At 64.7% G+C, this 24,110-nt stretch carries 15 protein-coding genes and 1 pseudogene; 9 read left to right on the top strand and 7 right to left on the bottom strand.

All coding sequences use genetic code 11. The annotated features are described in order from the left end of the window. Window positions 1-212 precede the first annotated feature (212 nt). The 5 genes from OCL88_RS00085 to OCL88_RS00105 form a co-directional block, all read right to left on the bottom strand. Window positions 213-6,344, bottom strand: coding sequence for an Ig-like domain-containing protein (locus OCL88_RS00085; RefSeq protein WP_264961171.1), 6,132 nt, complete (start codon window positions 6,342-6,344; stop codon window positions 213-215). A 129-nt stretch (window positions 6,345-6,473) separates the two neighbouring features. Next, window positions 6,474-7,646: an adenylate/guanylate cyclase domain-containing protein gene (locus OCL88_RS00090; protein WP_166187086.1), complete on the bottom strand. Its 1,173-nt coding sequence runs from the start codon at window positions 7,644-7,646 to the stop codon at window positions 6,474-6,476. Further along, complete coding sequence (locus tag OCL88_RS00095; RefSeq protein ID WP_264961172.1) at window positions 7,636-8,235, bottom strand: PH domain-containing protein; 600 nt, start codon at window positions 8,233-8,235, stop codon at window positions 7,636-7,638. The genes OCL88_RS00090 and OCL88_RS00095 overlap by 11 nt, the downstream gene beginning before the upstream one ends. After that, entirely contained in the window at window positions 8,228-9,142 is a 915-nt protein-coding gene (locus tag OCL88_RS00100; RefSeq protein ID WP_217376751.1) for a biotin--[acetyl-CoA-carboxylase] ligase, read from the bottom strand. The genes OCL88_RS00095 and OCL88_RS00100 overlap by 8 nt, the downstream gene beginning before the upstream one ends. Window positions 9,143-9,199: 57 nt before the next feature. After that, window positions 9,200-10,066, bottom strand: coding sequence for an SDR family oxidoreductase (locus OCL88_RS00105; protein WP_264961173.1), 867 nt, complete (start codon window positions 10,064-10,066; stop codon window positions 9,200-9,202). A gap of 239 nt (window positions 10,067-10,305) precedes the next feature. On the opposite strand from OCL88_RS00105, the gene OCL88_RS00110 reads away from it, so the two are divergent. The 5 genes from OCL88_RS00110 to OCL88_RS00130 all read left to right on the top strand — a co-directional run bounded on the left by OCL88_RS00110 (window position 10,306) and on the right by OCL88_RS00130 (window position 15,975). Next, entirely contained in the window at window positions 10,306-11,889 is a 1,584-nt protein-coding gene (locus tag OCL88_RS00110) for an acyl-CoA carboxylase subunit beta (protein WP_021471400.1), read from the top strand. 44 nt (window positions 11,890-11,933) lie between these two features. Further along, on the top strand, window positions 11,934-12,122 hold the full coding sequence (locus tag OCL88_RS00115; protein WP_083261817.1) for an acyl-CoA carboxylase epsilon subunit: 189 nt from the start codon (window positions 11,934-11,936) through the stop codon (window positions 12,120-12,122). A gap of 50 nt (window positions 12,123-12,172) precedes the next feature. Next, window positions 12,173-13,855 (top strand): DUF885 domain-containing protein, encoded by a 1,683-nt coding sequence (locus OCL88_RS00120; protein ID WP_264961174.1) that lies wholly within the window; start codon window positions 12,173-12,175, stop codon window positions 13,853-13,855. A gap of 112 nt (window positions 13,856-13,967) precedes the next feature. After that, window positions 13,968-15,401 carry a dicarboxylate/amino acid:cation symporter gene (locus OCL88_RS00125; RefSeq protein ID WP_264961175.1) on the top strand — a complete coding sequence of 478 codons (1,434 nt, stop codon included), beginning with the start codon at window positions 13,968-13,970 and terminating at the stop codon, window positions 15,399-15,401. Window positions 15,402-15,489: 88 nt separating this feature from the next. Beyond that, on the top strand, window positions 15,490-15,975 hold the full coding sequence (locus OCL88_RS00130) for a YbjQ family protein (RefSeq protein ID WP_264961176.1): 486 nt from the start codon (window positions 15,490-15,492) through the stop codon (window positions 15,973-15,975). 22 nt (window positions 15,976-15,997) lie between these two features. On the opposite strand, the pseudogene OCL88_RS00135 reads toward OCL88_RS00130, so the two are convergent. Next, window positions 15,998-17,346: pseudogene (locus tag OCL88_RS00135) on the bottom strand (HNH endonuclease). 69 nt (window positions 17,347-17,415) lie between these two features. Next, the gene (locus OCL88_RS21220) at window positions 17,416-17,781 is read right to left on the bottom strand and encodes an N-acetyltransferase family protein (protein WP_413775438.1); all 366 of its coding nucleotides are present in this window, start codon (window positions 17,779-17,781) and stop codon (window positions 17,416-17,418) included. A gap of 242 nt (window positions 17,782-18,023) precedes the next feature. On the opposite strand from OCL88_RS21220, the gene OCL88_RS00140 reads away from it, so the two are divergent. From OCL88_RS00140 to OCL88_RS00155, 4 genes are all read left to right on the top strand, one after another. Then, on the top strand, window positions 18,024-18,743 hold the full coding sequence (locus OCL88_RS00140; RefSeq protein WP_264961177.1) for a TetR/AcrR family transcriptional regulator: 720 nt from the start codon (window positions 18,024-18,026) through the stop codon (window positions 18,741-18,743). A 1-nt stretch (window position 18,744) separates the two neighbouring features. After that, window positions 18,745-21,270 (top strand): MMPL family transporter, encoded by a 2,526-nt coding sequence (locus OCL88_RS00145; RefSeq protein WP_264961178.1) that lies wholly within the window; start codon window positions 18,745-18,747, stop codon window positions 21,268-21,270. Window positions 21,271-21,466: 196 nt separating this feature from the next. Beyond that, window positions 21,467-22,138, top strand: coding sequence for a Maf family protein (locus tag OCL88_RS00150; protein WP_264961179.1), 672 nt, complete (start codon window positions 21,467-21,469; stop codon window positions 22,136-22,138). Window positions 22,139-22,243: 105 nt separating this feature from the next. Further along, a complete protein-coding gene (locus OCL88_RS00155; protein ID WP_264961180.1) occupies window positions 22,244-24,061 on the top strand; it encodes an acetyl/propionyl/methylcrotonyl-CoA carboxylase subunit alpha in 1,818 nt (605 codons plus the stop codon). The last annotated feature ends 49 nt before the right edge of the window (window positions 24,062-24,110 follow it).

Here is a 24,110-nt window from a genome sequence, read left to right on the forward strand (position 1 = left end):
AGCTTCCGAGCCCACCGGCAATCGCCGGCAGCCGTTCATTCCGCAGTACCCCCATACGGCGGCGGAATTTTCAGTCCCTAAGACTATCCCACTCACCACACGGCCCATCATGGAAAGCCGATACCGGACTCTCCAATGGCTTTGACAGCATACTGTCTTAGTCCCGGTCGCGGCGATGGGGACCTCTCCCCTGTTGCCGGCCTTGCGACGGGTCAGCATCGGGGCGCTCCGATGCCTGCTGGATCACCCAGATAGGTGTGACCTGCAATGATGTACCGGCCTACGTTCCGGTAGGAGCCTGATTCAATGCGCCACCAACGCTGCATGCCCACCCAGCCATCCGACTGGTCGATGTAGCAACGGACAACAATCTTCCCTTGATCCGAGGTGTACATCCATGGCGGCTGGTTGCCGCCCTTGCCGTCACACGTGAACCTGTTTGGATCGTAATTGGCTCCACCAAGGGTGTAACTGCAGGATCGTTCCACGGCACCGGGGTTCATGGTGGTGGTCCATTCCCCCTTCTTGCCGGATGTGGCGCTGGCGCTGGCTACCGGCCCACCGGTACCCAGGGAGTTGAAGGTCTGCACGTCAATGGTCCGTGTTTGTTCGTAGCCGCCGGTATTGATAGTCCGGCTGCCGGATGCCGCAACCGTCTCCCACGCGCCGCCGTTGATCCTGATCTTGGTGGTCTTGACGTCATTGGTGGATGTTGAGGGCGAGGACCAATTGAGGGTGACCGAGGGATCATTCATCGCCCCGTTCGTTCCCGATGCCGACGGCGTTCCGGGCGAACCATACGGCGTGGCCGTGGCGGGAGCACTCGCATCCGAGCTCGGCGCAACGGAAGATTGGGCCGTCACCGTGATGCTGCTGGCCTGGCCATTGGCGAAACCTCCAACGGTCTGCCCCGGTTGGATGGGGCCGGACTGGCCGGTGCTGGCGCGGTAGGTGTAACTGACTTCATTGGCGCTTGAACCGTTACGTTGGGCTTGGTTCAACACTGTGAAGTTGATGGTGAGCTGGCCGCCTGCTCCCCCAGTGTTGGCCGGTGTGGCACTGACGTTGCCCACGGTTCCCAGCTTGCCGGTTGCACGCCGTGGAGCAGAGGCCGCACTGACCGCACCCTTGCCGGCCTTGTTCTCGGCCTGAACAGTGAACGTGTAGCCGGATTCCGAGTTATTCGCCGTGAAGGTAGCTGTACGGGTATTGCCCGGAACGGTCTGCGTCTGCGTAGCGCCACTGCCGCCGCTCATGGTGACGTAGTAGTTCTTGATGGGATCGCCGTTGATGTCCGGCTCTGTCCAGTCAGCCCGGAGCTGGTTCTGCGAACCAACGGAAGACACGACGGCGGTGGTGGGCGCCGCCGGGGCGCCGGGCAGACCGGCCGGGTGGTCTTCGGCGGAGTACAGGCTCCAGTCGGAAGGTCCGAGCTCGTTGACCGCCTGGGCCCGCACCTTGTAGTTGACCCCGTTGGTGAGTCCGGTCCAGGTGTAGGAGAGCCCGGTGACCTCGTTCTTGACCGCCACTCCGTTGCCTGGGGGCGGGGAAATCTCCAGGTTGTAGTGCTTGACGGGTGAGCCCTCGGTCTTCGCGGGGGTCCACGTGATGGCCAGGTCCTTGTCCCCGGCTTTCACGGCGGGAGCGTCCGGCGGTGACGGCTTTTCGTCAGGCTTGATCTCGTTGGAAGCCGGCGACGCACCGGACTCCCCTACCTCGTTGGTGGCCGTCACGGTGAATACGTAGCTCACGTTGTTGGTCAGCCCCGTCAGGGTGCAGGTGGTGGTGGGGCATTCCTGTTGGAACCCCGCAGCCTTCACGGTGTATTTGGTGATGGCTGCGCCGTTGTCCGACGGCGGCACCCATTTGAGCACGGCGGTGCGGCTCCTGACATCGGTAGCCGAGGGCGCGGAAGGAGCATCCGGCTTATCCCGGACGGTGATGCGGACGCGGCCCACTGCCTGGCGGCTCGGATCGTCGGTCTTGTCCTTGATGGTGTAGCGGACTACCAGCACGCCCTTTGAGCCCGCGGACGGCGTCACCGTGATGGAGTCGCCCGAGATTTCGGGCTGCCCGGCTGAACCCGTCTCCACGACCGCGGACACGATTCCCAACGGCTCGCTGAACGGATTGAAGTCGTTGCCGAGCACATTGACGGTTTGCGGCTTGCCGGCATCGGCTTTCTCCACGGCGTCGTCGTTGGCCACCGGTTTGGGCCGGTTGGAGGAAACCACCGTGACGGTCACGGCCGCACGGACCGGATCGGACCGGCCGTCGGTGACCTTCAGCGGCACTACGCCGCGTGCACCCGGGTTGAGGGATCCGCCGGGTGTGATCTTCAGGACCGTGCCGTCGATGCGGGCCTCGAACCCGCCGGGCTGCTGGCCGTCGAATTCGAACTTCAGTTTGCCCTGGTCCTGCTCATCCACGTCGCCGGCGAGGTTCGACAGGTCCAGTTCGGTGACGTCACCCTGGGGAGCGTCGATGACGGCACCGCTGAAGGTCGGCGGATGGTTGGCATTGGGATCCGGCAGGACCTTGGTCATGATGGTGAGCGTGGACTTCAGCCCCTCGGGATCGTCTGGACCGGAACCGTCCGTGACCTCGAACGTCACAGAGCCGGGGCCCACGTAGTCCGCCTGCGCAGCGTAGCGGAGGGCACCGCCGTCGCCGGCAATGACATTCAGCGGGTCACCGCCCTGGACCTTGATCTTGTCCGCCACCGTGATCCGCGGGCTGCGGCCGTCACGGACCTTGACCCACTCCTTCAGTGACAGCGTCACTTCCTTGCCCGCGGTGACTTCCACGACGTCGGTCTTGGAAAGGGTCGGGTATTGGAGGCCCTGTCCGGGAATCCACATGACAGCCGTGGCCGTTTGGCCGTCAATGTCCGTCACCGTGTACGGAATGAGCTGGTCCTGGGGCGCCAGCGTGACCACCACGTTTCCCGAGGTGCCCACCCGGGCGTTGGGGTTGCCGTCAGGCAAGGAGATCTTGAGGTCTTCGGCTACTCCGTCAGGATCGGAATCATTCTTCAGGACGGGCACGTCCACCGCCGTCTTGCCCAACGTCTCCGCGAGGGTCACATGGTCATCAACGGCGATCGGTGCATGCAGCGGGGCCGACGGACTGGTCTGGACGCGGATCACGGCACTTGCTTCGGCCTTCTTGTCATCCTGGATCCGGTAGCTGATACTCTCCACGCCGGCGGTACCCGGGGCGGTCAACACCGCTTTACCGGCAACGGCTTCGACCTCCAGCCCGGGTTTGGCATCGAACGTCGGCACCAAGCCGATGGGGTCGCCGTCGGGGTCGGAATCGTTCTTGAGGACATCGACGGCGACGCGCCGCCCTGGACGCACATCGATGGCGTCATCCACGGCTATTGGCTTTTGGTTGTCTGCTTCCGCCGGCGCGATACCGACAATGACGTTGCCGGTATTTTCCGCGCCGATGCGGTCCTTCACGCGGTAGCTGAAGGTGTCGGTTCCCGCCGACTTACCGCCGGCCGTGTACTCCAGGTAGCCGTCGCGGAGTACGGCGGTCCCCAGGGACGGGGCTTTGTCGATGCCGATCACCTGGACCGAGTCGCCGTCGGCGTCGATGCCATCCAGCGGAACAGGGATCTTGACTGTCATTCCCGCCACCGCACGGGCCGTCAGGTTCTTCGGCTCCGGCCGGGTGTTGGTGGCGTCGTCCCGGGCCCTGATCCGGATGGTGACCTGTTGGGAATCCGATTGGCCGGAAGCGTTGGTGACCTTGTAGATCGCGTAGACGGTCTTGGCCTCTTCTCCGGCAATGAAGCGGAGGGTCTTGCCGGCCACGAACATCCGGCCGTCCGCCTCGTCCGGCTGCTGCGCGAGCACCGGGTCCAGGCTGAGTTCGCCCCCGTTGGGATCCGCATCATTGTCCAGCACCGGGATGGTCACCACGTCGCCTGCCCGGACCGTGACGTCGTCGGGCTTTGCCTGCGGCGCCTGAAGCTTGGTGGGCGCCGGCACCACCTGGACCGAGATGTCACCGGTTGCCGATGCCTTGCCGTTGGAGATGGTGTATTTCAAGGACAACTGGCCTTCGGCGCGGATGTCAGTGATCTTCACGACCGAGTGGTCCAGCACCGCCACGCTGACGGGCAGGCCGTCCACTGCCGTCACCGACTGCACCACCAGAACGCCTCCGGCGGGGTCCGAGTCGTTGCCGAGGACGTCAACCACGGTGCTGCCTCCGCTGGGCAGCAGGGCAATATCCCGCACGGCAACCGGTGCGTCGTCGCTGTTTCCGGAGACGACGTCCACCCGGACCAACTGCTGGGCACTCGCCGGCCCGTTCGTCACCATGTAGGTCACGTAGTGGGCGCCTACGGCACCGGAGTTGAACATGAACGTCTGCTGGTCAGGCCCGATGACCGCCGTGGACTGTCCATCGGGTTGGGCCTGCGCCAGGCGGAGCGTTCCGCCCTGGGGGTCGGTGTCGTTCTTGAGCGGCGCAATCACGGTGTCCTGGCCTGCCACCGCCACGACGTGGTCAGCGTTGGCGATGGGCGGCAGGGCTCCGGGGGCGCGGACGTCCACGGCGATCTGCCCGTCGGTACTGTCGGTGCCGTCCGACACCGTCACCGTGATGGTCTTGCGGCCGGGACCGGCTCCCGAATCCTGGAACGTCAGCAGGCCGTCGGGCCTGATCCGGACCTGGTCGGCAGGATCGCTGCTCGAGGCCGCCACGGCAAAGATGTCATCGCCGTCGGGATCGATCCAATCCGTCAGGATGTACTGGTTGGCTATCTTGCCGGCCTGCACCACCAGCGTGTTGTTGCGGTTTGGCTTGGGCTGCGGGGCGTTGTTTTCCTCCGGCGGCACCACCCGCAGGTCCACCTCGGTGGCAGCGGTTCCTCCGCGGCCGTCGTCCACGGAGTATTTGAAGGTTTCGGTGCCTGTGGTGCCGGCCGGCACCGCAATCTGGAAGCCCGTCCCGCCGTAAACCTGGGACAACGCTCCCGATTTCAGTGGCTCGGCGGCACTGACGGTCAGGACGTCGCCGTCGGAATCGGCGTCATTGTCCAGTACCGGCAGGATGGTGGTCTTCCCGGCACGCACGCCGAAAGAATCGGGTTTGGCCACCGGCGGGGTGTTCGGCTTGCTGCGATCCGGAAGGACTGTTTGCTGGACTTCGTCGGCGGAGTCCTTGTCTGCATCGTCCGAGGTCTGCTGCGGCGGAATGACGTCATCCCAGTTGTTCACCAGCTGCATGTTCTGGTTGACCATCCAGACGTTGCCTGAGTTGACGTCGTTGAGGACCACGAGGTCCCGGTTGACCCTGAAAACGTACGACGGCGACGCACTCGCCTGGGGCACGTCGGCGCGGCGGTTGTCGGCCTCACTGCTGCACTCCCGGACATACTTGTTGGCCCCGGACCACGCCCCGTAAGTGCACGTACCCACGTGGACAGGCGCCGCCGGGGTCCCTTGCCCGTCGGCACGAACGGTTGTGGCCGTGCCGCCGTCCAAGGGCTGCAGCAACAGGGCATCCTTCGTGGCGATGGCCACGGTGCCGGCCTCCGGACCGGCCTGCTGCAGCTTGGCGTCCCTGGCATCGGCGAGATGGACCACTGAACCGCCCGGCAGGATGATGTTGCCGTTGGCCTGGTTCAGCACAACCGCCTTGCCGCCAACGGCCGTCAGCTGCACGTCGCCGTCGGCTTTGAGGGAATCGTCGGAGCGGACCTGCGAGTCCACAACGTTGCCGTCCGCATCCACCGTGGTGGCGGTAAGCTTCCCTGCTTTGGGGTCCAGGGTATGGATGGTGTCGTCCGTCCCCACAACGGACGTGATGCCTTGGGACTGTTCGAACAATGGCGTGGATTCTTCACTGAAACCGCCCAGCGAGGTGGGCGAAACGGCCCACACTTTGCCCTTGGCTGGATCAGTGACGGCCAGGACCTTGCTGCCGAAGCTGACGCGGGCCGCACCCGGAAGCTGCTGGTCCCCGCCCAGGCGCATGTTGGCGGCGCTGACCGGGTTGATCGTCGCCCCGCCGGCATCGTCAATGAAGATGTCGCTTGCCTGTTGGAGGATGTCGAAGTCGTCGCTGGCCGGAGTGACGGCACCGTCGAGGGATTTTGAAGGGTAATTCAGCCGGCCGGCGGCGTTCTTCGATTTGCTGACAACCCAGACGCCGCCGTCGTTGAGGTCCACCTCCGTGGTTTTGAAACCCGGGTAGAGGATGGCTCCGGTAACAAGCACCGCCGCAGCTGCCGTGAAGGCTGTAACCCCCAGGATCCTGGCGCGCCGCTTCCGTGATGGTTGCCGTTTGGGCGCTCGTTGGGCGGGCCTCCTGCTCGGAGCCATGGACTTCCCCCGGTTAAATAGGCAGCCGTCACCCTCCGCGCGGCTGGCTTGACGCGAACAGTCCCCAAGCCTACCGGGTTAATCCATCGATTTGCGAAGATGTGACCTGGACTACTGCCGCCCCTCTACTCAGTCCAGAACGAGCCCTTTGCCCCGGCCGCGGGCCAGCATGACGGGGTGGATCTCCCCGAAGCCGCGGACGTTTTCCGAGGCCTGCGGGATCAATACAAAGCGTTCATCCTGGCCAAGGGCGGCCGCGGTCATGGCATCAACCAGCACAGTGCCTGGCTGGGCGAGGCTGGTGAGCCGCGCTGCAAGGTTGACCGTTGGCCCGTAGATGTCGCCAAGGCGGGAAAGGATGCGTCCCCAGACCATGGAAACCCTCGCCTGCGGGAGGATCTCATCCTCGGTAAAGGCCTGGGCCAGGGCGAGGGAGATCTCCGCGCCGGCAGCCGGCGTCTCGGCAATGTAGAGGACTTCGTCACCGACTGTCTTGACCAGCCGGCCGCCGCCAATGGAAATGATCTCGGCACACTTGTTCTCGAAACGCTGCACCATCTGGGCCAGCGTCTTCTCGTTCATCCGCCTGGACAGGCTGGTGTAGGAGACCAGGTCCGCAAAACCGACAGCACGGGCCAACGGCAACGGCGAATCGTCCTCATCGCCTTCGCGGCCTTCTTCGCTGGCCTGCAGCCCGGCTTCCGCCCTGACAGCCAGCCGCTGCACACCGGCATTGAGCTGGCGGCGGTAGGAGTAGACGAGGATCTCCTCCAGCGAATCCACCAGGGCAGGCAGCTGGCCCACCAGCTGCTTGCGCGCCACGGCATCGCTGATCCCTTGTTCCTGGACCATGTCCTCCACCAGGGCCTCGATCTGCCAGACCACCATGCGGTCCGTCATCTGGCCAATGGAACGGGTGATGGAGATCGCGGCTTCTTCCGTCAGGAGGCCGGCACGGACGAGGTCAAGGATGGTTGTCAGGGCAGCCTGGTCGCGCTCAGTGAAGGCAACGTCGTCGTCACCGAAGTTTGGAAATCCGAGAGCGCGCCACAGTTTTCGGGCAGAAAGCACCGACACGCCGGCACCGGCAGCAATCTCACGACGGCGGAGCTTGCGTTCACCGCCCAGCAGCCTGGCTTCCAGCGCTTTGATCGCGAGCCGCTCTGCGGACATGACACCGGTAGGGGGCCCGGTGGGTATGGCTTTGGCCGGGTCCGGTACCGCGTCTTCATCCCCTGAAGGTTCGGGTACGGCGTCGAACTCCTGGTCCAGGTCCTCGTCGGACTGATCCTCAACGCTCATCTCTTCCACCTTCTCTCACTTCCCACGGCAAACCACTAACGTCGATATCCGGCACCACTTCACCCTCAAGAACCTCGCCCCGGGGCAATTGGTCCATGGCGTCAAGGATGAAGCCCCGGAATTTCCCGACTTCCGGGACATCCTTCAACAGGTAAATCCCCGAGTGCCCGGTATCCAAGGATATATTCCCCGAACGCAAGGACCGCTGGATCATGCCCTGTTCGATTCCCACATTCCGGACAGCCATCAAGGACACCTGCCACTCACCGCGGCGGAACATCCCGGACTTGGCCAGGACCCTGCGGCTGGTCAGGATGTAGCGAACGGAATGCCAGCGCAGCACCCGCTTGAGGCAGTAGGCCAGCAGAACCCATGCCGCCAGGCCAAGGCAGGCTCCTACGAGCCAAGGAGTCCAGGCCGCCGTGATGAACGGGGCCAGGCGCTGCGGGTTCCCCTTGATAATCCAAGCAGATGCGAAACCTGCCAGTGCCGGAACCAGGACGAAGACCAGCGCCGGAAAAACGAGTGAACGGGCCTGCTGGCGCGTGATGGTCAGGACCTGCTCCCCCGGAAGCAGTTCTTTACGCATAACCGCTTTCTGTGGCACGCAGGTGCACCACATCCCCCGCAGTCACCACGTGCTCCCGCCCGCCGTGGTCCACCACCAGCAACGATCCGTGGTCATCCAGGCGCGAGGCGTGTCCAACCAGCTCATGGTCGCCCGGCAGGTGGGCCCGCACTTCGCGGCCCAGGGTGATCATGGCCGTTTCCACCCTCTTATGCAGCGACGGACCACCTGCGAGCCCGGCGTGCGGATCGCCCTCGGCATTGCAGAAGCTGCGGTACAGCCTGGTGAAGTGCGTTAGGTAACCCTTCAGCAGCGCCGTTCGATCCGTCGTCGTGCTTCCTTCGAGGGCAAGCGACGTGGCCGTCGGGACGGGCAGTTGGTCCTCAGTCAGGGTGACATTCAGGCCGACACCCAGGATGACGGCGGGTACGGAGCCGTCGCCAAGCGCCGTCAGTTGCGCCAGGATGCCGGCAATCTTGCGCCCGTTGACAAGGACGTCGTTGGGCCACTTGATCTGCGCCTTCACGCCGGCCGTCTCCTGCAGCGCTTCCCGCAACGCGACGGCAGCCAGGAGCGACAACCATGAATAGCTTTGGGTGGGGACCGGCATGCCGTCCGCCGTAACGGGCCGCAGCACCATGGAAACAGAGACTGCGGAGCGTTCCGGGGATTCCCAGTGCCGGTCCAACCGGCCTCGCGCAGCGGTCTGGTGCTCAGCGGTTAGGACGGCCAGGTCTGCCCATTTTTTGGGTTCCATGGTCACGGCGCGCACCAGGTCGGTATTAGTGGACCCGGTGGACTCCACGACGTCGAGTCGGGAGATGCCGGTGGCGGACAGGAAATCAGGCGCCAACAGCGACCGCTGATCCAGTGCGGGGTTTTCCCCGGAACCGGGGCTTTCACGTGGGGCGGGCTGTTGGGCATCCATAGCTGAATCCTATCCAGTCAAGGAGCTCCAGGCTCTCCCCCGAGGGTATGAATCCGGTCAGAGGAAGATGTCCGGGACCAGGCGGTCCTCCGGCGCACCGAGGCTGTAGGGGGCAAAGTCGGACACCCCCGCCGCGCGCAGGACCTCTTCATCGGTGTAGAAGTTGCCGCTCTTGGAACCACCCGCCGCAAGGTTGGCACCCGTCAGGATCGCATGGGCTGCATCGGCCATGATCTCCGGACCACGCGCAGCCTTGACCATCTGCCGGCCGCCGGGCATGTTCCGGATGGCCGCAGTGTCAATCAGCGTGCAGGGCCACAACGAATTGACGGAGACGCCGTCATCCTTGAGTTCCTCGGCCAGGCCCAGCGTGGTCAGGCTCATGCCGTACTTCGCCATGGTGTACGCCAAGTGCATCCCGGCCCACTTGGGATCCAGGTTGAGCGGCGGGGATAGCGTCAGGATATGGGCGTGTTCCGACTCGCGCAGTGCCGGCAGCGCCAGCTTGGACAGCAGGAAAGTGCCCCGGACGTTGATGTCCTGCATCAGGTCGTAGCGCTTCATGTCGATCGCATCCGTGCGGGACAGGTCGATGGCCGAGGCATTGTTGACCACGATGTCCAAGCCCCCGAAACGCTCGACGGCGGCACTCACGGCAGAAGCGACGTCGTCATCATTCCGGACGTCCCCGACGATCGGCAGGGCCTGTCCGCCGGCGGCGACCAGCTGCTCCGCGGCCGTAAAAACCGTGCCCTCGAGCTTCGGGTGCGGTTCACCCGTCTTGGCCATGAGCACGATGTTGCCGCCGTCGCGGGCGGCCCGGGTGGCAATGGCAAGACCGATCCCCCGGCTCCCGCCGGACATGATGATGGTGCGGCCTTTGAGCGAGCCGGTGGCAACGTAAGCGGCATTGCTTTGAGTCATGCAGCCACTCTAACCCAAAGATGTTACTGACGGGTAACATCACTCGTGCCCCGGCAAGCATCGCAGGCAGGGCTTCGGGCTTGGGCGCAGAAAATTGTAGGGTTTCTACAGCGGTTCGCGGCTATTGCGTCACTAGACTGGCCATCAGGGCCTGTTCTTTGTACGGAAGCTACTTAATCAGCTGTTTGCCGAACCAGAACCGCGCCAGCGAATATCAGCTACAGAGCCGGAGACACTTGATGAGCCACGATCTGACAACGACAGCGGGAAAGATTGCCGACTTCCGCGACCGCCAGGCCCGTGCCGAGCAGCCTTCCGGCCCGGAAGCGATAGAGAAGCAGCATGCGCGCGGCAAGAACACTGCCCGCGAGCGCATCGAGCTGCTGGTTGATCCCGGATCGTTCGTCGAGTTCGACGCCCTGGCTGTCCACCGTTCCACCGCCTTCGGAATGGAAAAGAAGAAGCCGCTTGGCGACGGCGTCGTTTCCGGTTACGGCACCGTTGATGGCCGCCTGATCGCTATCTACAGCCAGGACTTCAGCGTCTACGGCGGCTCCCTGAGCCAGGTCAACGGCGAGAAGATCGTCAAGGTCCAGGAATTCGCCCTCCGCAACGGTTGCCCGGTGGTTGGCATCAACGACGGCGGCGGCGCACGAATCCAGGAGGGCGTCGCGTCCCTGGCAATGTTCGCGGACATCTTCCGCAACAACGTGCACGCATCCGGCGTGGTCCCCCAGATCTCCCTCATCATGGGTCCGTGCGCCGGCGGCGCCGCTTACTCCCCGGCGCTCACCGACTACGTGGTGATGGTGGACAAGACTTCGCACATGTTCATCACCGGTCCCGACGTCATCAAGACCGTCACGGGCGAGGACGTGGACATGGAGACCTTGGGCGGCGCCCGCCAGCACAACGCCACCACCGGTACCTCCACCTACCTCGCCTCCGATGAAGCCGACGCGATCGAGTTCGTCCGTGAACTGCTTGACTTCCTGCCGTCCAACAACCTCTCCGAAGCCCCCGTGGTGGAGCACGACCAGGAACTGGAACTGGACGAGGACGACCTCGCCCTGGACGGGCTCATCCCTGATTCCGCCAACCAGCCCTATGACATGCGCAAAGTGATCGAGCAGATCGTCGACGACGCGCACTTCCTGGAGATGCAGTCGCTCTACGCCCCGAACGTCATCATCGGTTACGGCCGGGTGGAGGGGCACACCGTGGGCATCGTGGCAAACCAGCCCATGCAGTTCGCCGGAACCCTGGACATTTCCGCATCGGAGAAGGCTGCCCGCTTTGTCCGCCACTGCGACGCCTTCAACATCCCCATCATCACGCTGGTGGACGTCCCCGGCTTCCTCCCGGGCAAGGACCAGGAATTCCAGGGCATCATCCGCCGTGGCGCCAAGCTCCTGTACGCCTACGCCGAGGCAACTGTCCCGAAGCTCACTGTCATTACCCGCAAGGCGTACGGTGGGGCCTACATCGTGATGGGTTCCAAGAAGCTTGGAGCCGACCTGAACCTTGCCTGGCCCACCGCACAGATCGGCGTCATGGGAGCGCAGGGTGCGGTGAACATCCTCTACCGCCGCGACCTTGCCGCCGTTGCCGAGGCAGGGGGCGACGTTGAGGCCCGCCGTGCCGAGATCATCCAGGGCTACGAGGAAGAACTCCTCAACCCGTACCAGGCTGCTGAGCTTGGATACGTGGACGCCGTCATCGCGCCGTCGGACACGCGCCTGCAGATCATCCGGGGCCTCCGTGCACTGCGGGACAAGCGGGCCAGCCTGCCCACCAAGAAGCACGGGAACATTCCCCTGTGAGCGCGGCAAAGAGCCCCCTGCCGGCCGAGGAGCCGGCACTGCCCATGTTTTCCGTGGTCAAAGGCGATCCCACGCCGGAAGAACTCGCGGCACTTGCCGCCGTCGTCGCCTCTGTGGGAGTACCCCCGACGCCGGAGGCAGCCAAGCCGAACGTGCGCCACTGGGTGCGCCGCCAGCAATTGCGGCTGGACCCGACCCCGGGTCCGGGCGCATGGCGCCGCAGCCGCGGCTAAAGCCTTCAACAACCCTTTCACGTGACGGAGGTGGCGGCTAGGCTCTGGGGGTGACTACTGCAAACACCCCCGTACGCGCCAAGACCGCCATCGACGCCGTAGCTGATGCGTACACAGAAAAGCTGATCGAACTCAACCCCAGCTTCGCCACCACCTTGGGGTTGCCGGGACACGAAACCGAGTACCAGGACTTCTCCCCGGCCGGGGCCGAAGCCCACGCCGAGGCCACCCGGGACGCCTTGGAAGCGCTGGCGGCCCTGGAGCCGCGCGACGATACCGACGCGGTAACCTTGGACGCCATGCGCGAGCGCCTGGTCCTTGAGCTGGAGATCCACGCGTCCGGTTGGGACGCCGCGGACCTGAACAACATCGCTTCCCCGGCGCAGGACATCCGGGCCATCTTCGACCTCATGCCCACGGACACCGTGGAGCAATGGGAGCACGTTGCCGGCCGTGCGGCCAACGTTCCGGAGGCCATTGCCGGTTACATCTCGTCCTTGCGCGCCGGCGCAGCCGCGGGAAAGGTTTCCGCAGCACGCCAGGTCCGGATCGTCATCGACCAGACCAGCCGCTACGCCGCCGCGGACGGTTTCTTCGCAAAACTCGCCTCCGATGCCCTCGCCGGCGGGGCGCCGTTGCCGGCGGACGTCCAGGCAAGGCTCGACGCCGGAGCCTCCGCGGCCCGCGAAGCGTACAGTGCGCTGGGTGATTTCCTGCGGGACGAACTGCTCCCCCAGGCCCCCGACAAGGACGCAGTCGGGAGGGAACGGTACGCCTTGGCGTCGCGGTCCTTCCTCGGTGCCGCCGTCGATCTCGAGGAGACCTACGCCTGGGGCGTGCAGGAGCTGGAACGGCTCATCTCCGAACAGGAGAAAGTGGCAGGGCAGATCAAGCCCGGGGCAAGCATCGAAGAAGCCAAGGAAATCCTCAACAACGATCCCTCGCGGCAGATCAAAGGCACCGATGCCCTCAAGGCCTGGATGCAGGAGCTGTCGGACCGGGCAGTCGCAGAGCTGGGCGACGTGCACTTCGACATCCCGGATGTCATGAAGACCCTGGAGTGCATGATCGCCCCCACCGACGAGGGCGGCATTTACTACACCGGCCCCTCCGACGATTTCTCCCGCCCAGGCCGCATGTGGTGGTCCGTCCCTGCCGGCGAAGACACGTTCACCACGTGGAGCGAAACCACCACTGTGTTCCACGAAGGCGTGCCCGTCCACCACCTGCAAGTAGCTACGGCCACCTACCGCCGCGAACTCCTCAACAATTGGCGCCGCAACGTCTGCTGGGTCTCCGGACACGGCGAGGGCTGGGCACTCTACGCCGAGCAGCTCATGTTGGAACTGGGGTACCTCAAGGATCCCGGCGACCACATGGGCATGCTGGACGGCCAGCGCATGCGTGCCGCGCGTGTGGTCTTCGATATCGGCGTGCACTTGGAGCTGCCCGTTCCCGAACGCTGGGGCACCGGAACATGGACCCCGGAGAAGGGCTTCGATTTCCTCAAAGCCAACCTCGACATCAGCGAAGGCCAACTCCAGTTCGAATTCGCCCGCTACCTGGGCTGGCCGGGGCAGGCTCCGTCATACAAGGTAGGCCAGCGCTTGTGGGAACAAATCCGCGCCGAACTTGAGTCCCGCGAGGGCTTCGACCTCAAGTCCTTCCACAGCAAAGCCCTGAACATAGGCTCGGTCGGCCTGGATGTGCTGCGAAGGGCCCTGCTGGGCTGAGTTCGGCCCACTAGAGAGCAACGTCACAAACGCACAGGGAATAACTTTTTCGCACGTAACATTTCTAAACGTCCGTTCGCTATGTTATTTGCGAAGCACCTACCGTGTTCCGGTGAGCACCTCAAACACCATCACTCCTGCATCCGGCAAGGCCGGTCCGCGGCTCCCCAAGTGGGCGAGCTCCTTCGGCGTCCAAATTATCGCCGCCCTCATCGTCGGCCTGGTCCTCGGCCTCATCGCCAAGTACACGGGCAGCACCAAGGCTGCTCCCAACGGCCTGGGCGCCACGCTCCAGACGATCGGTTCCAGCTACGTATCACTGCTGCAAACCGCCGTCGTTCCGTTGATCTTCACCGCCGTCGTGAGTTCCATCGCGAACCTGCGCCAAGTGTCGAACGCCGCGCGCCTGGCCTGGAACACGCTGCTCTGGTTCGCCATCACGTCGTTCGTCTCGGTGCTCATCGGCATCGGCCTGGGCGTGCTGCTGCAGCCCGGCGCCGCCACGGGTATCACGCAGAAGGCCGAGTACGTCGGCAAGACCGGTGACTGGTGGGCCTTCCTCACCGGACTCTTCCCCAAGAACTTCCTTGGCCTGGGCGCAAGCTCCACCGTCACCGAAAGCGCCAACGCTGCCACGACTGTCAGCACGTCCGTTTCCTTCAACGTCCTGCAGATCCTGGTTGTGGCCATCGCCGTCGGTATCGCAGCGCTAAAGGTGGGCAAGCAGGCTGAAGCCTTCCTCACCTTCAACGCCTCCGCCCTCGCAGTCATCCAGAAGGTCCTGTGGTGGATCATCCGCGTTGCTCCGATCGGTACCGTGGGCCTGATCGGCAACGCTGTAGCCATCTACGGCTGGGACACCATCGGTTCCCTCGGAAAGTTCACCGCGGCCATTTACATCGGCCTGGCCCTGGTGCTGTTCGTCCTTTACCCGGTGCTGGTCCGTGTCCACGGCCTGTCCATCAAGCAGTACTTCTCCGGTGTATGGCCGGCTGTGCAGCTCGCCTTCGTTTCGCGCTCTTCCATCGGAACGCTCCCGCTCACGCAGCGTGTCACCGAGCGCAACCTCGGCGTTCCTTCCGGCTACGCGTCGTTCGCCGTGCCACTGGGTGCCACCACCAAGATGGACGGCTGCGCCGCGATCTACCCGGCCATCTCCGCCATTTTCGTGGCCCAGTTCTTCGGTATCAACCTGGACTTCAGCCAGTACCTGCTGATCGTCCTGGTCTCGGTCCTCGGTTCCGCGGCAACGGCAGGCACCACGGGCGCCGTCGTCATGCTGACGCTGACGCTCTCCACGCTGGGACTGCCGCTGGCCGGCGTCGGGCTCCTGTTGGCGATCGACCCCATCCTGGACATGGGCCGCACCGCCGTCAACGTCGCAGGCCAGGCCCTGGTGCCGACCCTCGTGGCCAAGCGCCAAGGCATCCTGGACCAGTCCTTGTACAACGCTCCCCGCAACGGTGCCGCGTTCAATGACGAGTTCGCTGCCGACAAGGCTGCAGCCGTTGCTGAAGAGCGCGAACTGGCTGACGCCAAGCGTTAAGGGCTTCCGCAATCCCCTCCGCAATCCCCCGGTGAGAAACCCCGGGGGATTGCGTCGTTTAAGGTCGGATCCTGAGTAGGCTCGGGGCATGCTGATTGTCACTTCCAATGAAATTCCGGGCCACCGCATCGACGCCGTCTTCGGCGAAGTGATGGGCCTGACCGTGCGTTCGCGGGACATCGGGTCCCAGATGCTGGCTGGCTTCCGCTCGTTGGGCGGCGGTGAACTCCCCGAGATGACGCGGGCCCTGTACGAGAGCCGGCAGGAAGTCATGGCCCGCATGGTCAGCGAGGCCCAGCAGCGCGGAGCCAACGCCATCGTGGCCATGCGGTTCGATACCTCGGAGATGGGCACTAACTGGACCGAAGTGTGCGCCTACGGCACTGCCGTCTACGTGCTTCCCTTGGGCGAAGGGGAACCGGGCGCCACGGGGCAGTCGATCTACCTGACCAAGCAACCCCAGCAGGGAGCGGGCCAGCCTGCACCCCCGCAGCCGGCTCCCCCGGTCCAGCCGCAAACGGGCGCGCAGCAGCCGGGCCAGTCACAGCCTTTCCCGGGCCAGTCACAGTACTAAACCCTCCGGGGCATCGTCCAAGCTAAACCAAGGCAGGACCATGCCCCGGCAACGGTACCGCTCCCGGCAACGGTGGTGCTTTGGACCGGTACGTGTGGCCCGTGGGCGTGGTTAGTTCCAAGGTGTGGACATCGGAGGCGTCTGCCAGTGGTTTCGCGGCCCACCCGGGGTTTTCCTTGGTGTGATTGCACTGTTCACACAGCCCTGCGCCGTTGCCGAGGCTGGTGGGTCCACGGCTTTGCCACGGAACGATGTGGTCGATGTGCCGGATGGGCGCATCGCAGTAGGGTGTTCGGCATGAAGCATCGCGGGCCTCGATGAATCGCCGCATGCCGGGTGGGAAGACCTGGCTTTGGAATCCATGCCCACGAGTTCTCCGGTGTTCGGGGCCGAGTAAAGCCTTCGAAGCCAGACCGCGAAGCCCGCATCCGGCGGCGTCGCCTTGATGTGCCCGGAGGGATTTCCAGCCCCGGCCAGCCCCACAAGCTCCCTGGCCCAACCACCCGGCACTATGCCGTAGCCCTCAAGCCTTGCGGGTTCGCTGTCGCCCTGGAACAGAGTGCGATCCGTCAGGACCAGCTGCACTTCCACCTTGGAAATACCGCCCGGCGTACCCGTGAGTCTCTCCACTAGCGTGTCCGCCATGACTTGGCCGCGGGAGCGTTCGTCACCGGAGCATCGGGCTGAGTCAGCAGCTTCTTTGAGAGCCTTATAGGCTGCGACGCCTTGGGCAACGGGCAGCAAGGCAGTTAGGTATGTCATGGTATCCGGCGCGGGCCGGATGCTGACGTGCCTCTCCTTGGCAGCATGTGCGGCCCGCCGGGTAACCGATCGCGGGTCACGTCGGTACGCAGCGGCTTTGGCAGCGGCGATGATCGCCCGATCCCCCATGCCGTCCAAAGTCCCGGTGTCCGGAGCCAACTCTTCATCCACGGCGCAGCGGTCCTCGGCGGACAGGCACGCCGTTTCCTTCACCACAAGGGTGGCGCGCCACTCGTTGAGCAAACCGGAGTCGAGGGCGGCGAGGGTCCGTGGCATCTCCTTGACCAGTGCCTTGGCGAGCCCTAGGAGCCTCGATCCGCGATGGGGCGACTCGCGCCGGGCCAGGGCGATCTGCGCCGCAGCTCCCCCGCCCTGCTTCGGGGCGGGCACGCCTGCCGCCGCATCTGCCTGGCGTTGGGCGAGCTCGAAGGAGGCTGCGATCTTTGCCTGCAGCCCGGAGATGGCGGACTTCATATCTTCCAACACTCGAAGCTGTTCGATGAGTGCGCGGGCGGCCTCGGCGGGCTCCCGTGAAGCGTCCGCCACCACGGGCGCGGCGTTGGGGACAGGCAGCATCGCAGCCCCGGGCGCTGATGCCCTGGCTTCCATGCGAAGCCTCTGCCTGTCCTCCATGAATCCAGTCTGCCAAGGGGGGCAGACATTATTAGGCCCCCAGTATCACGGACTGGGTCGTTCTGCCCTCATGAGGAGACCCACGCCTCCGGCGAAGGTGGTCGTGTGAAACTGTGGGTTGCGCCCTACTTCGATGAAGTGCCACCTCTTGTGCAGCTCAATGGACGCAGTGTTGCCGGCATTGACGACGTACCAGGCCTGTGGCACCCGGGACCAGATCCATTGCAACCGCGCCTCGGTGAGGGCACCCGCTACTCCGCGTCGGCGTTCGGAGGGCAGAACCGAGACACCACCGAGGTAATAACCCGCGGGCGCGTTTCCGTCTGAATAATCCCAGAAGTGCGTTTTTCCCCATCCGATCAGATTGGACCCACGGCAGGCCACGACAACGTGTCGGTTTTCGTCATTCACGGCCGCCGACAACGCATGAGGATCGGTTTGAGCCCAGCCGGTTTTGGCGCAACAAGGAGACGATCGACGCTACGTCGCGAAGCAGGGCGGGACGTACTTTCAATTCAGCAGTACTGGTTTTAGTCACGCCCACCTGCTGCCACGCCGTCCAGTCACTCCCGTGCCTACTCAAAGATACCTTCCTGCGCGTGCCACCGATCAGCAAATTGCGCAGAGTGCAAGTTTGCACTTAGTGTAATTATGTGACCCAAACAAGCAGCCAGGAGGACACCTCCACGCAGCCTGCGACCGAGTCGAGCGCCCCTTCCCGGCGGGAGCTCAACAAGGCCGCCACCCGTAGTTCCATAGCCGCAGCCGCCCTTGAATTACTCCGGGCCAAGGGCTCGGGAAACTTCACGGTGGAGGACATTGCCGCCAGCGCAGGTGTCTCCCGCCGCACCTTCTTCAACTACTTCCCCAGCCTCGAAGCGGCCCTCGCCTCGGTGGCTGACGGGTTCATGGACCGCGCCCTCGAGCAATTCCAACTGCGTCCGGCCGACGAGACCATCCTCGAGTCGGCCCAGGCCGCGCTCATGGCCCTGGCAGACCCCATGTCGGTCGCTCCGATGGCCGAGTTGTTCAGCCTGACCCAGGACAACCGCTCACTGGCCCGGTCCGAACTCGAGGCCTGGGACCACTGCACCGAACAAATTATCGCCGCCGCACGGACAAGGCTCGGGCCGGACGTCAGTGAGCTCTACCTGCACGCCCTGGCAGGCTCGGTCATTTCCTGCGGCAAGGCTGCCATGAACGTCTGGTTCGCCGAATGCGGACCGGACCTCTCCCCCGAATCCCTGGCGGTGCTCCGCCAGCACCTCATCGACGCGATGGGGCTCCTCGGAGCCGGCTTCGCGCCGTCGTCGTCCCCGTCTTCGCGCACCGAAGGCACTTCCTCCGTTCCACCCACCACAGATCGGTTCTGACATGGCATCGTTCCTCTACCGACTCGGCCGGTTTTCCTACCGCCGCCGTTGGCTGGTCATCTCACTATGGCTGGCCGTTTTGGTCGCTGTGGGCGGCTCTGCCGCCGCGTTCCACGGCACCATGTCCAACAACTTCACCATCCCGGGCACCGAAACCCAGCAGATGGCTGACAAGCTGAAGGAAGCACTCCCTGACGCGTCGGGCGGGTCCGCAAGCGTGGCGTTCGAGGCAGGCGCTTCAGGTTTCGACCAAGCGGGCAAGGACGCTGTGGCCGACGCCCTGGCCCAACTCGAAAAACTCCCCGACGTCCAGTCCGTGGTCAACCCCTTCACCACGCAGGAACAGTTGGACCAGGCAGCCGCCAAGATCTCCGAGGGCGAAGCCCAGGCTGCAGCAGGCAAGGCCCAACTGGACGCTTCCCGCGCACAGATTGCGGCAGGCGAAGAGCAGCTGGCCGCGGCCGAACAGCAGCTTGCGGCGGCCGGATTGCCGCCGGCGCAGATCGAGGCACAGCTGGCTCCCCGGCGTGCCGAGCTCGCGGCAGGCAAGGAGAAGCTCGACGCCGGAGCCAAGGAAGCTGCCGACGGCGCCGCCGCGCTGGCCCTCGGCAAGCGGGAGGCGCAAGCCTCTGAAGGATTGCGCTTTGTTTCCAGCGACAACAAGGCAGCAATCGCGCAGATCCAGTTCAAGACGTCCATCAACGCCGTCCCGCCCGCCGTCCGGCAGGAAGTACAGGACATCGTCCACGGGGTCTCCTCAGCAGGCGTGACTGCCTATGCCAGCAAGGACATCACCGAAGACGTTTCGCAGATCTTCGGCGTGGCGGAAATCGTTGGTGTCGCGGTTGCCGCACTGGTCCTGATCCTGATGCTCGGCACGCTCATCGCTGCGGGCCTGCCCCTGATCATGGCGTTGATCGGCGTGGCCGTGGGCGTCGGTGGCACGTTCGCGCTGACCGGCGTGATCGACATGAGCTCCATCTCCCCCATGCTCGCGCTCATGCTGGGCCTGGCCGTGGGCATCGACTACTCGCTGTTCATTGTCAACCGGCACCGCAACCAGCTGCTGGCCGGCATGGATGGCGAGGAATCCGTCGCTTTGGCCACGGGCACCTCGGGCAACGCCGTCATGTTTGCGGGCCTGACAGTCATCATCGCCCTCGCCGCCCTGGTCATTCCCGGGCTGCCGTTCCTGGCAATCCTCGGTGTGGCAGCAGCAGCGACTGTAGCCGTCGCCGTCGTCGTTGCCCTGACCCTGACACCCGCCGTCCTGAGCCTGATCGGCCGCCGGCTTATCTCCAAGCGGGCTTGGGCAAAGGCCGCCCGGCACAACGCCGAACCGGGCCATGAAGCTGCCGACCGCGACCTGGACGAGAAGCGCAGCACGAGCGGTTGGGGTGGCTTGGTCACCCGCTATCCGTGGGTCGCGCTGATTCTCAGCGTGGTACTGCTCGGGGCAGTTGCACTGCCCGCTTCGCAGCTGCGGCTGGCACTGCCCGACGGCGGGTCCGAACCTGTGGACTCCCAGGCCTACAAGGCGTACGACCTGACGCGCGATAGTTTCGGCGAAGGCGTGACCGGCCCGATCATCGTGGTTGGCGAACTGCCCGCCGGGCTCAGCGAAAACGATGCGAAAAACAAGCAGTTCGATGTCGCGGAGCAGTTGCGCAGCGTCGAGAACGTGGTTGCTGCCGTGCCGTTTGCCCTGAGTGAGGACCGCAGCACCGCGGTCTACCAGGTCATTCCCAAGGAAGGCCCGGCAAGCGCCAGCACCGTGAAAGTGGTCTCGGACCTCCGTGAAAAGGGCGCCCAGATCCGCGAGGACACCGGGGTTTCCATCGGTTTGACCGGCCAGACCGCGGGCAACGTGGACGTCTCCGAGAAACTCGGTGCCGCCCTGCCGCCGTACCTGGCGATCGTCGTCGGGCTGTCCCTGATCCTCCTGCTGCTGGTCTTCCGCTCAATCGTGGTGCCGCTGCTGGCCACGGGCGGCTTCCTGTTGTCGCTGGCCGCAGCGTTTGGCGCCGTCGTGGCTGTTTACCAGTGGGGCTGGCTCGGCGGAATCTTCGACGTCGCCAATCCTGGTGCCGTGCTGAGCTTCCTGCCCATCATCCTGATCGGCGTGCTGTTCGGCCTGGCCATGGATTACCAGGTGTTCATCACCTCGGGCATGCGGGAATCCTACATGCACGGTGAAGACGCCCGGCACGCCGTACGGACCGGTTTCAGCCACGCAGCTGCCGTAGTGACGGCCGCCGCGATCATCATGGTGAGCGTGTTCTCGGGCTTCATCTTCAGCCACCTCACCATGGTCCGCCCGCTCGGTTTCGCCATGGCCTTCGGCGTGCTGATTGACGCGTTCGTTGTCCGCATGACGATCGTGCCCGCGATCATGTACCTGCTCGGCGAGAAGGCCTGGTGGCTGCCGAAGTGGCTGGACCGCCTGCTGCCGGACGTCGACGTAGAGGGCGCCAAGCTGAACCGCAGCGACCGTCCGAAAGCCGGCTCGGCGGAGCTCGTCCACTAACCCCCTATCACGTCACCACCCACACCCCCGGTTCCTCTATCACATAACCACCGGATATCCCCGATGCTCTATCGCTTGCCTGAAGGAAGTGATAGAGCATCGGGCGCTTGGGGGCGGGAAGTGATAGAGCAACCGGCGTTTAGGGGTGGGAAGTGATAGAGCATCGGGGGGCGGCGGGGGTATTAGGCTTGGTGGCGTGACCCGATTGATCCTTGCTTCCCAGTCCCCTGCCCGCACCAAGCTGCTTGCCGAAGCGGGCATCCAGCACGACATCCTGGTGTCGGACGTGGATGAGGACGCGGTGCAGGCCAGGTACGGCGTCACTGATCCCCACGACACCGCACTGCTGCTCGCCCGGGCCAAGGCAGAGGCCGTAGCGGCGCTCCCCGAGGCGGACGGCGCCCTGGTGATCGGCTGCGACTCGGTCTTCGAGTTCGACGGCGAATCGCACGGCAAGCCATACACCGCCGAGGTTGCCCGCGAACGAATGCTGCGCATGAGCGGCTCCAAAGGGGTCCTCCACACGGGGCACTGGCTGGTGGACTGCCGGGAGACTGCCGCCGACGTCGACGACGACGAGCCCGCCACCGGGACCGGCGCCACTTTGGGTGCCGTCTCCAGCGCGGAAGTACACTTCGCCGAGATGTCCTACCAAGACATCGACGCCTACATTGCCACCGGTGAACCGCTCCACTGCGCGGGCTCATTCACCATCGACGGCCTTGGCGGAGCCTTTATCCGCAAGGTCGACGGCGACCCGCACGCCGTCGTCGGGCTTTCCATCTCCACGCTCCGCGAGCTGCTCAGCCACGCGAATGTGGGAATCACCGAACTGTGGGCTGTACCCGGCTCGAACCCGGCTTTGTAGCAACCCTACAAAGGAACAGTGCTTCACACACGGAATCCGCCATCAATATGGGCGGAACCCTCACAATCGCGCTAGGCTCCCTGAAGGACAGAAGGAGTCAACAACTTGTCAGCTAACCCGGCGCAGCCCATTTCCAGCCCTCTTACCAAGGTCTTGATTGCCAACCGTGGCGAAATCGCGGTCCGCATCATCCGAGCCGCCCGGGACGAAGGCATTGCCTCCGTAGCCGTCTACGCAGACCCGGACCGCGATGCCCTGCACGTCCGCCTTGCCGACGAGGCGTATGCGCTGGGTGGCAACACGGCTGCCGAGTCGTACCTGGTGATGGACAAGATCATCGACGTCGCCAAGCAGGCTGGCGCCGACGGCATCCACCCCGGCTACGGCTTCCTGGCCGAGAACGCCGAATTCGCCGCCAAGGTGATCGAGGCCGGCATCACGTGGATCGGCCCCTCCCCCGAGGCCATCTCTGCCCTGGGTGACAAGGTCCAGGCACGCCACATCGCGGAGAAGGTCGGAGCCCCGCTGGTCCCCGGCACGGCAGACCCCGTCAAGGATGCCGATGAGATCCTCAAGTTCGCCGAGGAGTTCGGCCTGCCCGTAGCCATCAAGGCAGCGTTCGGTGGCGGTGGCCGCGGCATCAAGGTAGCCCGGACCATGGAAGAGATTCCGGAACTGTACGAGTCCGCCGTCCGTGAAGCCGTCGCAGCCTTCGGCCGCGGTGAGTGCTTCATCGAGCGGTTCCTGGACGCGCCCCGCCACGTCGAAACCCAGTGCCTGGCCGATGCCTACGGCAATGTTGTTGTGGTCTCCACCCGCGACTGCTCCCTGCAGCGCCGCAACCAGAAGCTCGTGGAAGAGGCCCCGGCTCCGTACCTCACCGAAGAGCAGAACAAGCGCCTTTACGAATCCTCCAAGGCCATCCTGAAGGAAGCCCATTACCTGGGCGCCGGCACCTGCGAGTTCCTGGTGGGCCAGGACGGCACCATCTCCTTCCTCGAGGTGAACACCCGCCTCCAGGTTGAGCACTGTGTCTCCGAGGAAGTCACGGGCATCGACCTGGTCCGTGAGCAGTTCCGCATCGCCCGCGGCGAAGCCCTCGGTTACGAGGACCCCGAAGTCCGCGGCCACTCCTTCGAGTTCCGCATCACCGGCGAGGACCCGGGCCGCAACTTCATGCCCGCGCCCGGCACCATCAGCACGTTGAAGAACCCCACCGGCCCCGGTATCCGCGTGGATTCGGGCGTGGAAGAGGGTGATGTCATCAGCGGCAACTTCGACTCGATGCTGTCCAAGCTCATCGTCACCGGTTCCAGCCGCGAACAGGCACTCCAGCGCTCCCGCCGCGCCCTCGAGGAGATGGTGGTGGACGGCATTCCCACCGTCATTCCTTTCGATCTCGCCGTTGTGACCGACCCCGACTTCGCCCCGGCAGAAGGACCCTTCAAGGTCCACACCCGCTGGATCGAGACCGAGTTCGTCAACAACATTCCGGCGTGGCAGCCGACCGGCACGGATGCGGAAACCTCCGACGCCGGTGATCGCCAGCGCGTCGTCGTCGAGGTAGGCGGCAAGCGCCTTGAAGTCGTCCTGCCTTCGGGCCTCGGCGCCGGAATGGCAGCTGCTTCCGGAGCCGGAACCAAGGCCAAGGCCGGCAAGTCGAAGAAGCGTTCACGCTCCGCCGGCGCTTCCGCCGCGGTGGCCGGCGGCACCGCGCTGACCTCCCCCATGCAGGGAACGATCGTCAAGATCGCCGCTGCCGAGGGCGACGTCGTGGCCGAGGGAGACCTGATCGTGGTCCTCGAAGCCATGAAGATGGAACAGCCCCTCACCGCCCACAAGGCCGGAACCGTCCGCGGCCTGACGGCTTCGGCGGGCGAGACCGTTTCAGCGGGTGCCGTCATCGCCACCATCGAGGACTAACGGCAAGTACCCCCATGACGACGCCGGCCCCGCACCAAACGGTGCGGGG

The sequence above is a fragment of the Paenarthrobacter sp. PAE-2 genome, from assembly GCF_026013155.1.
GTDB lineage: Bacteria > Actinomycetota > Actinomycetes > Actinomycetales > Micrococcaceae > Arthrobacter > Arthrobacter ureafaciens.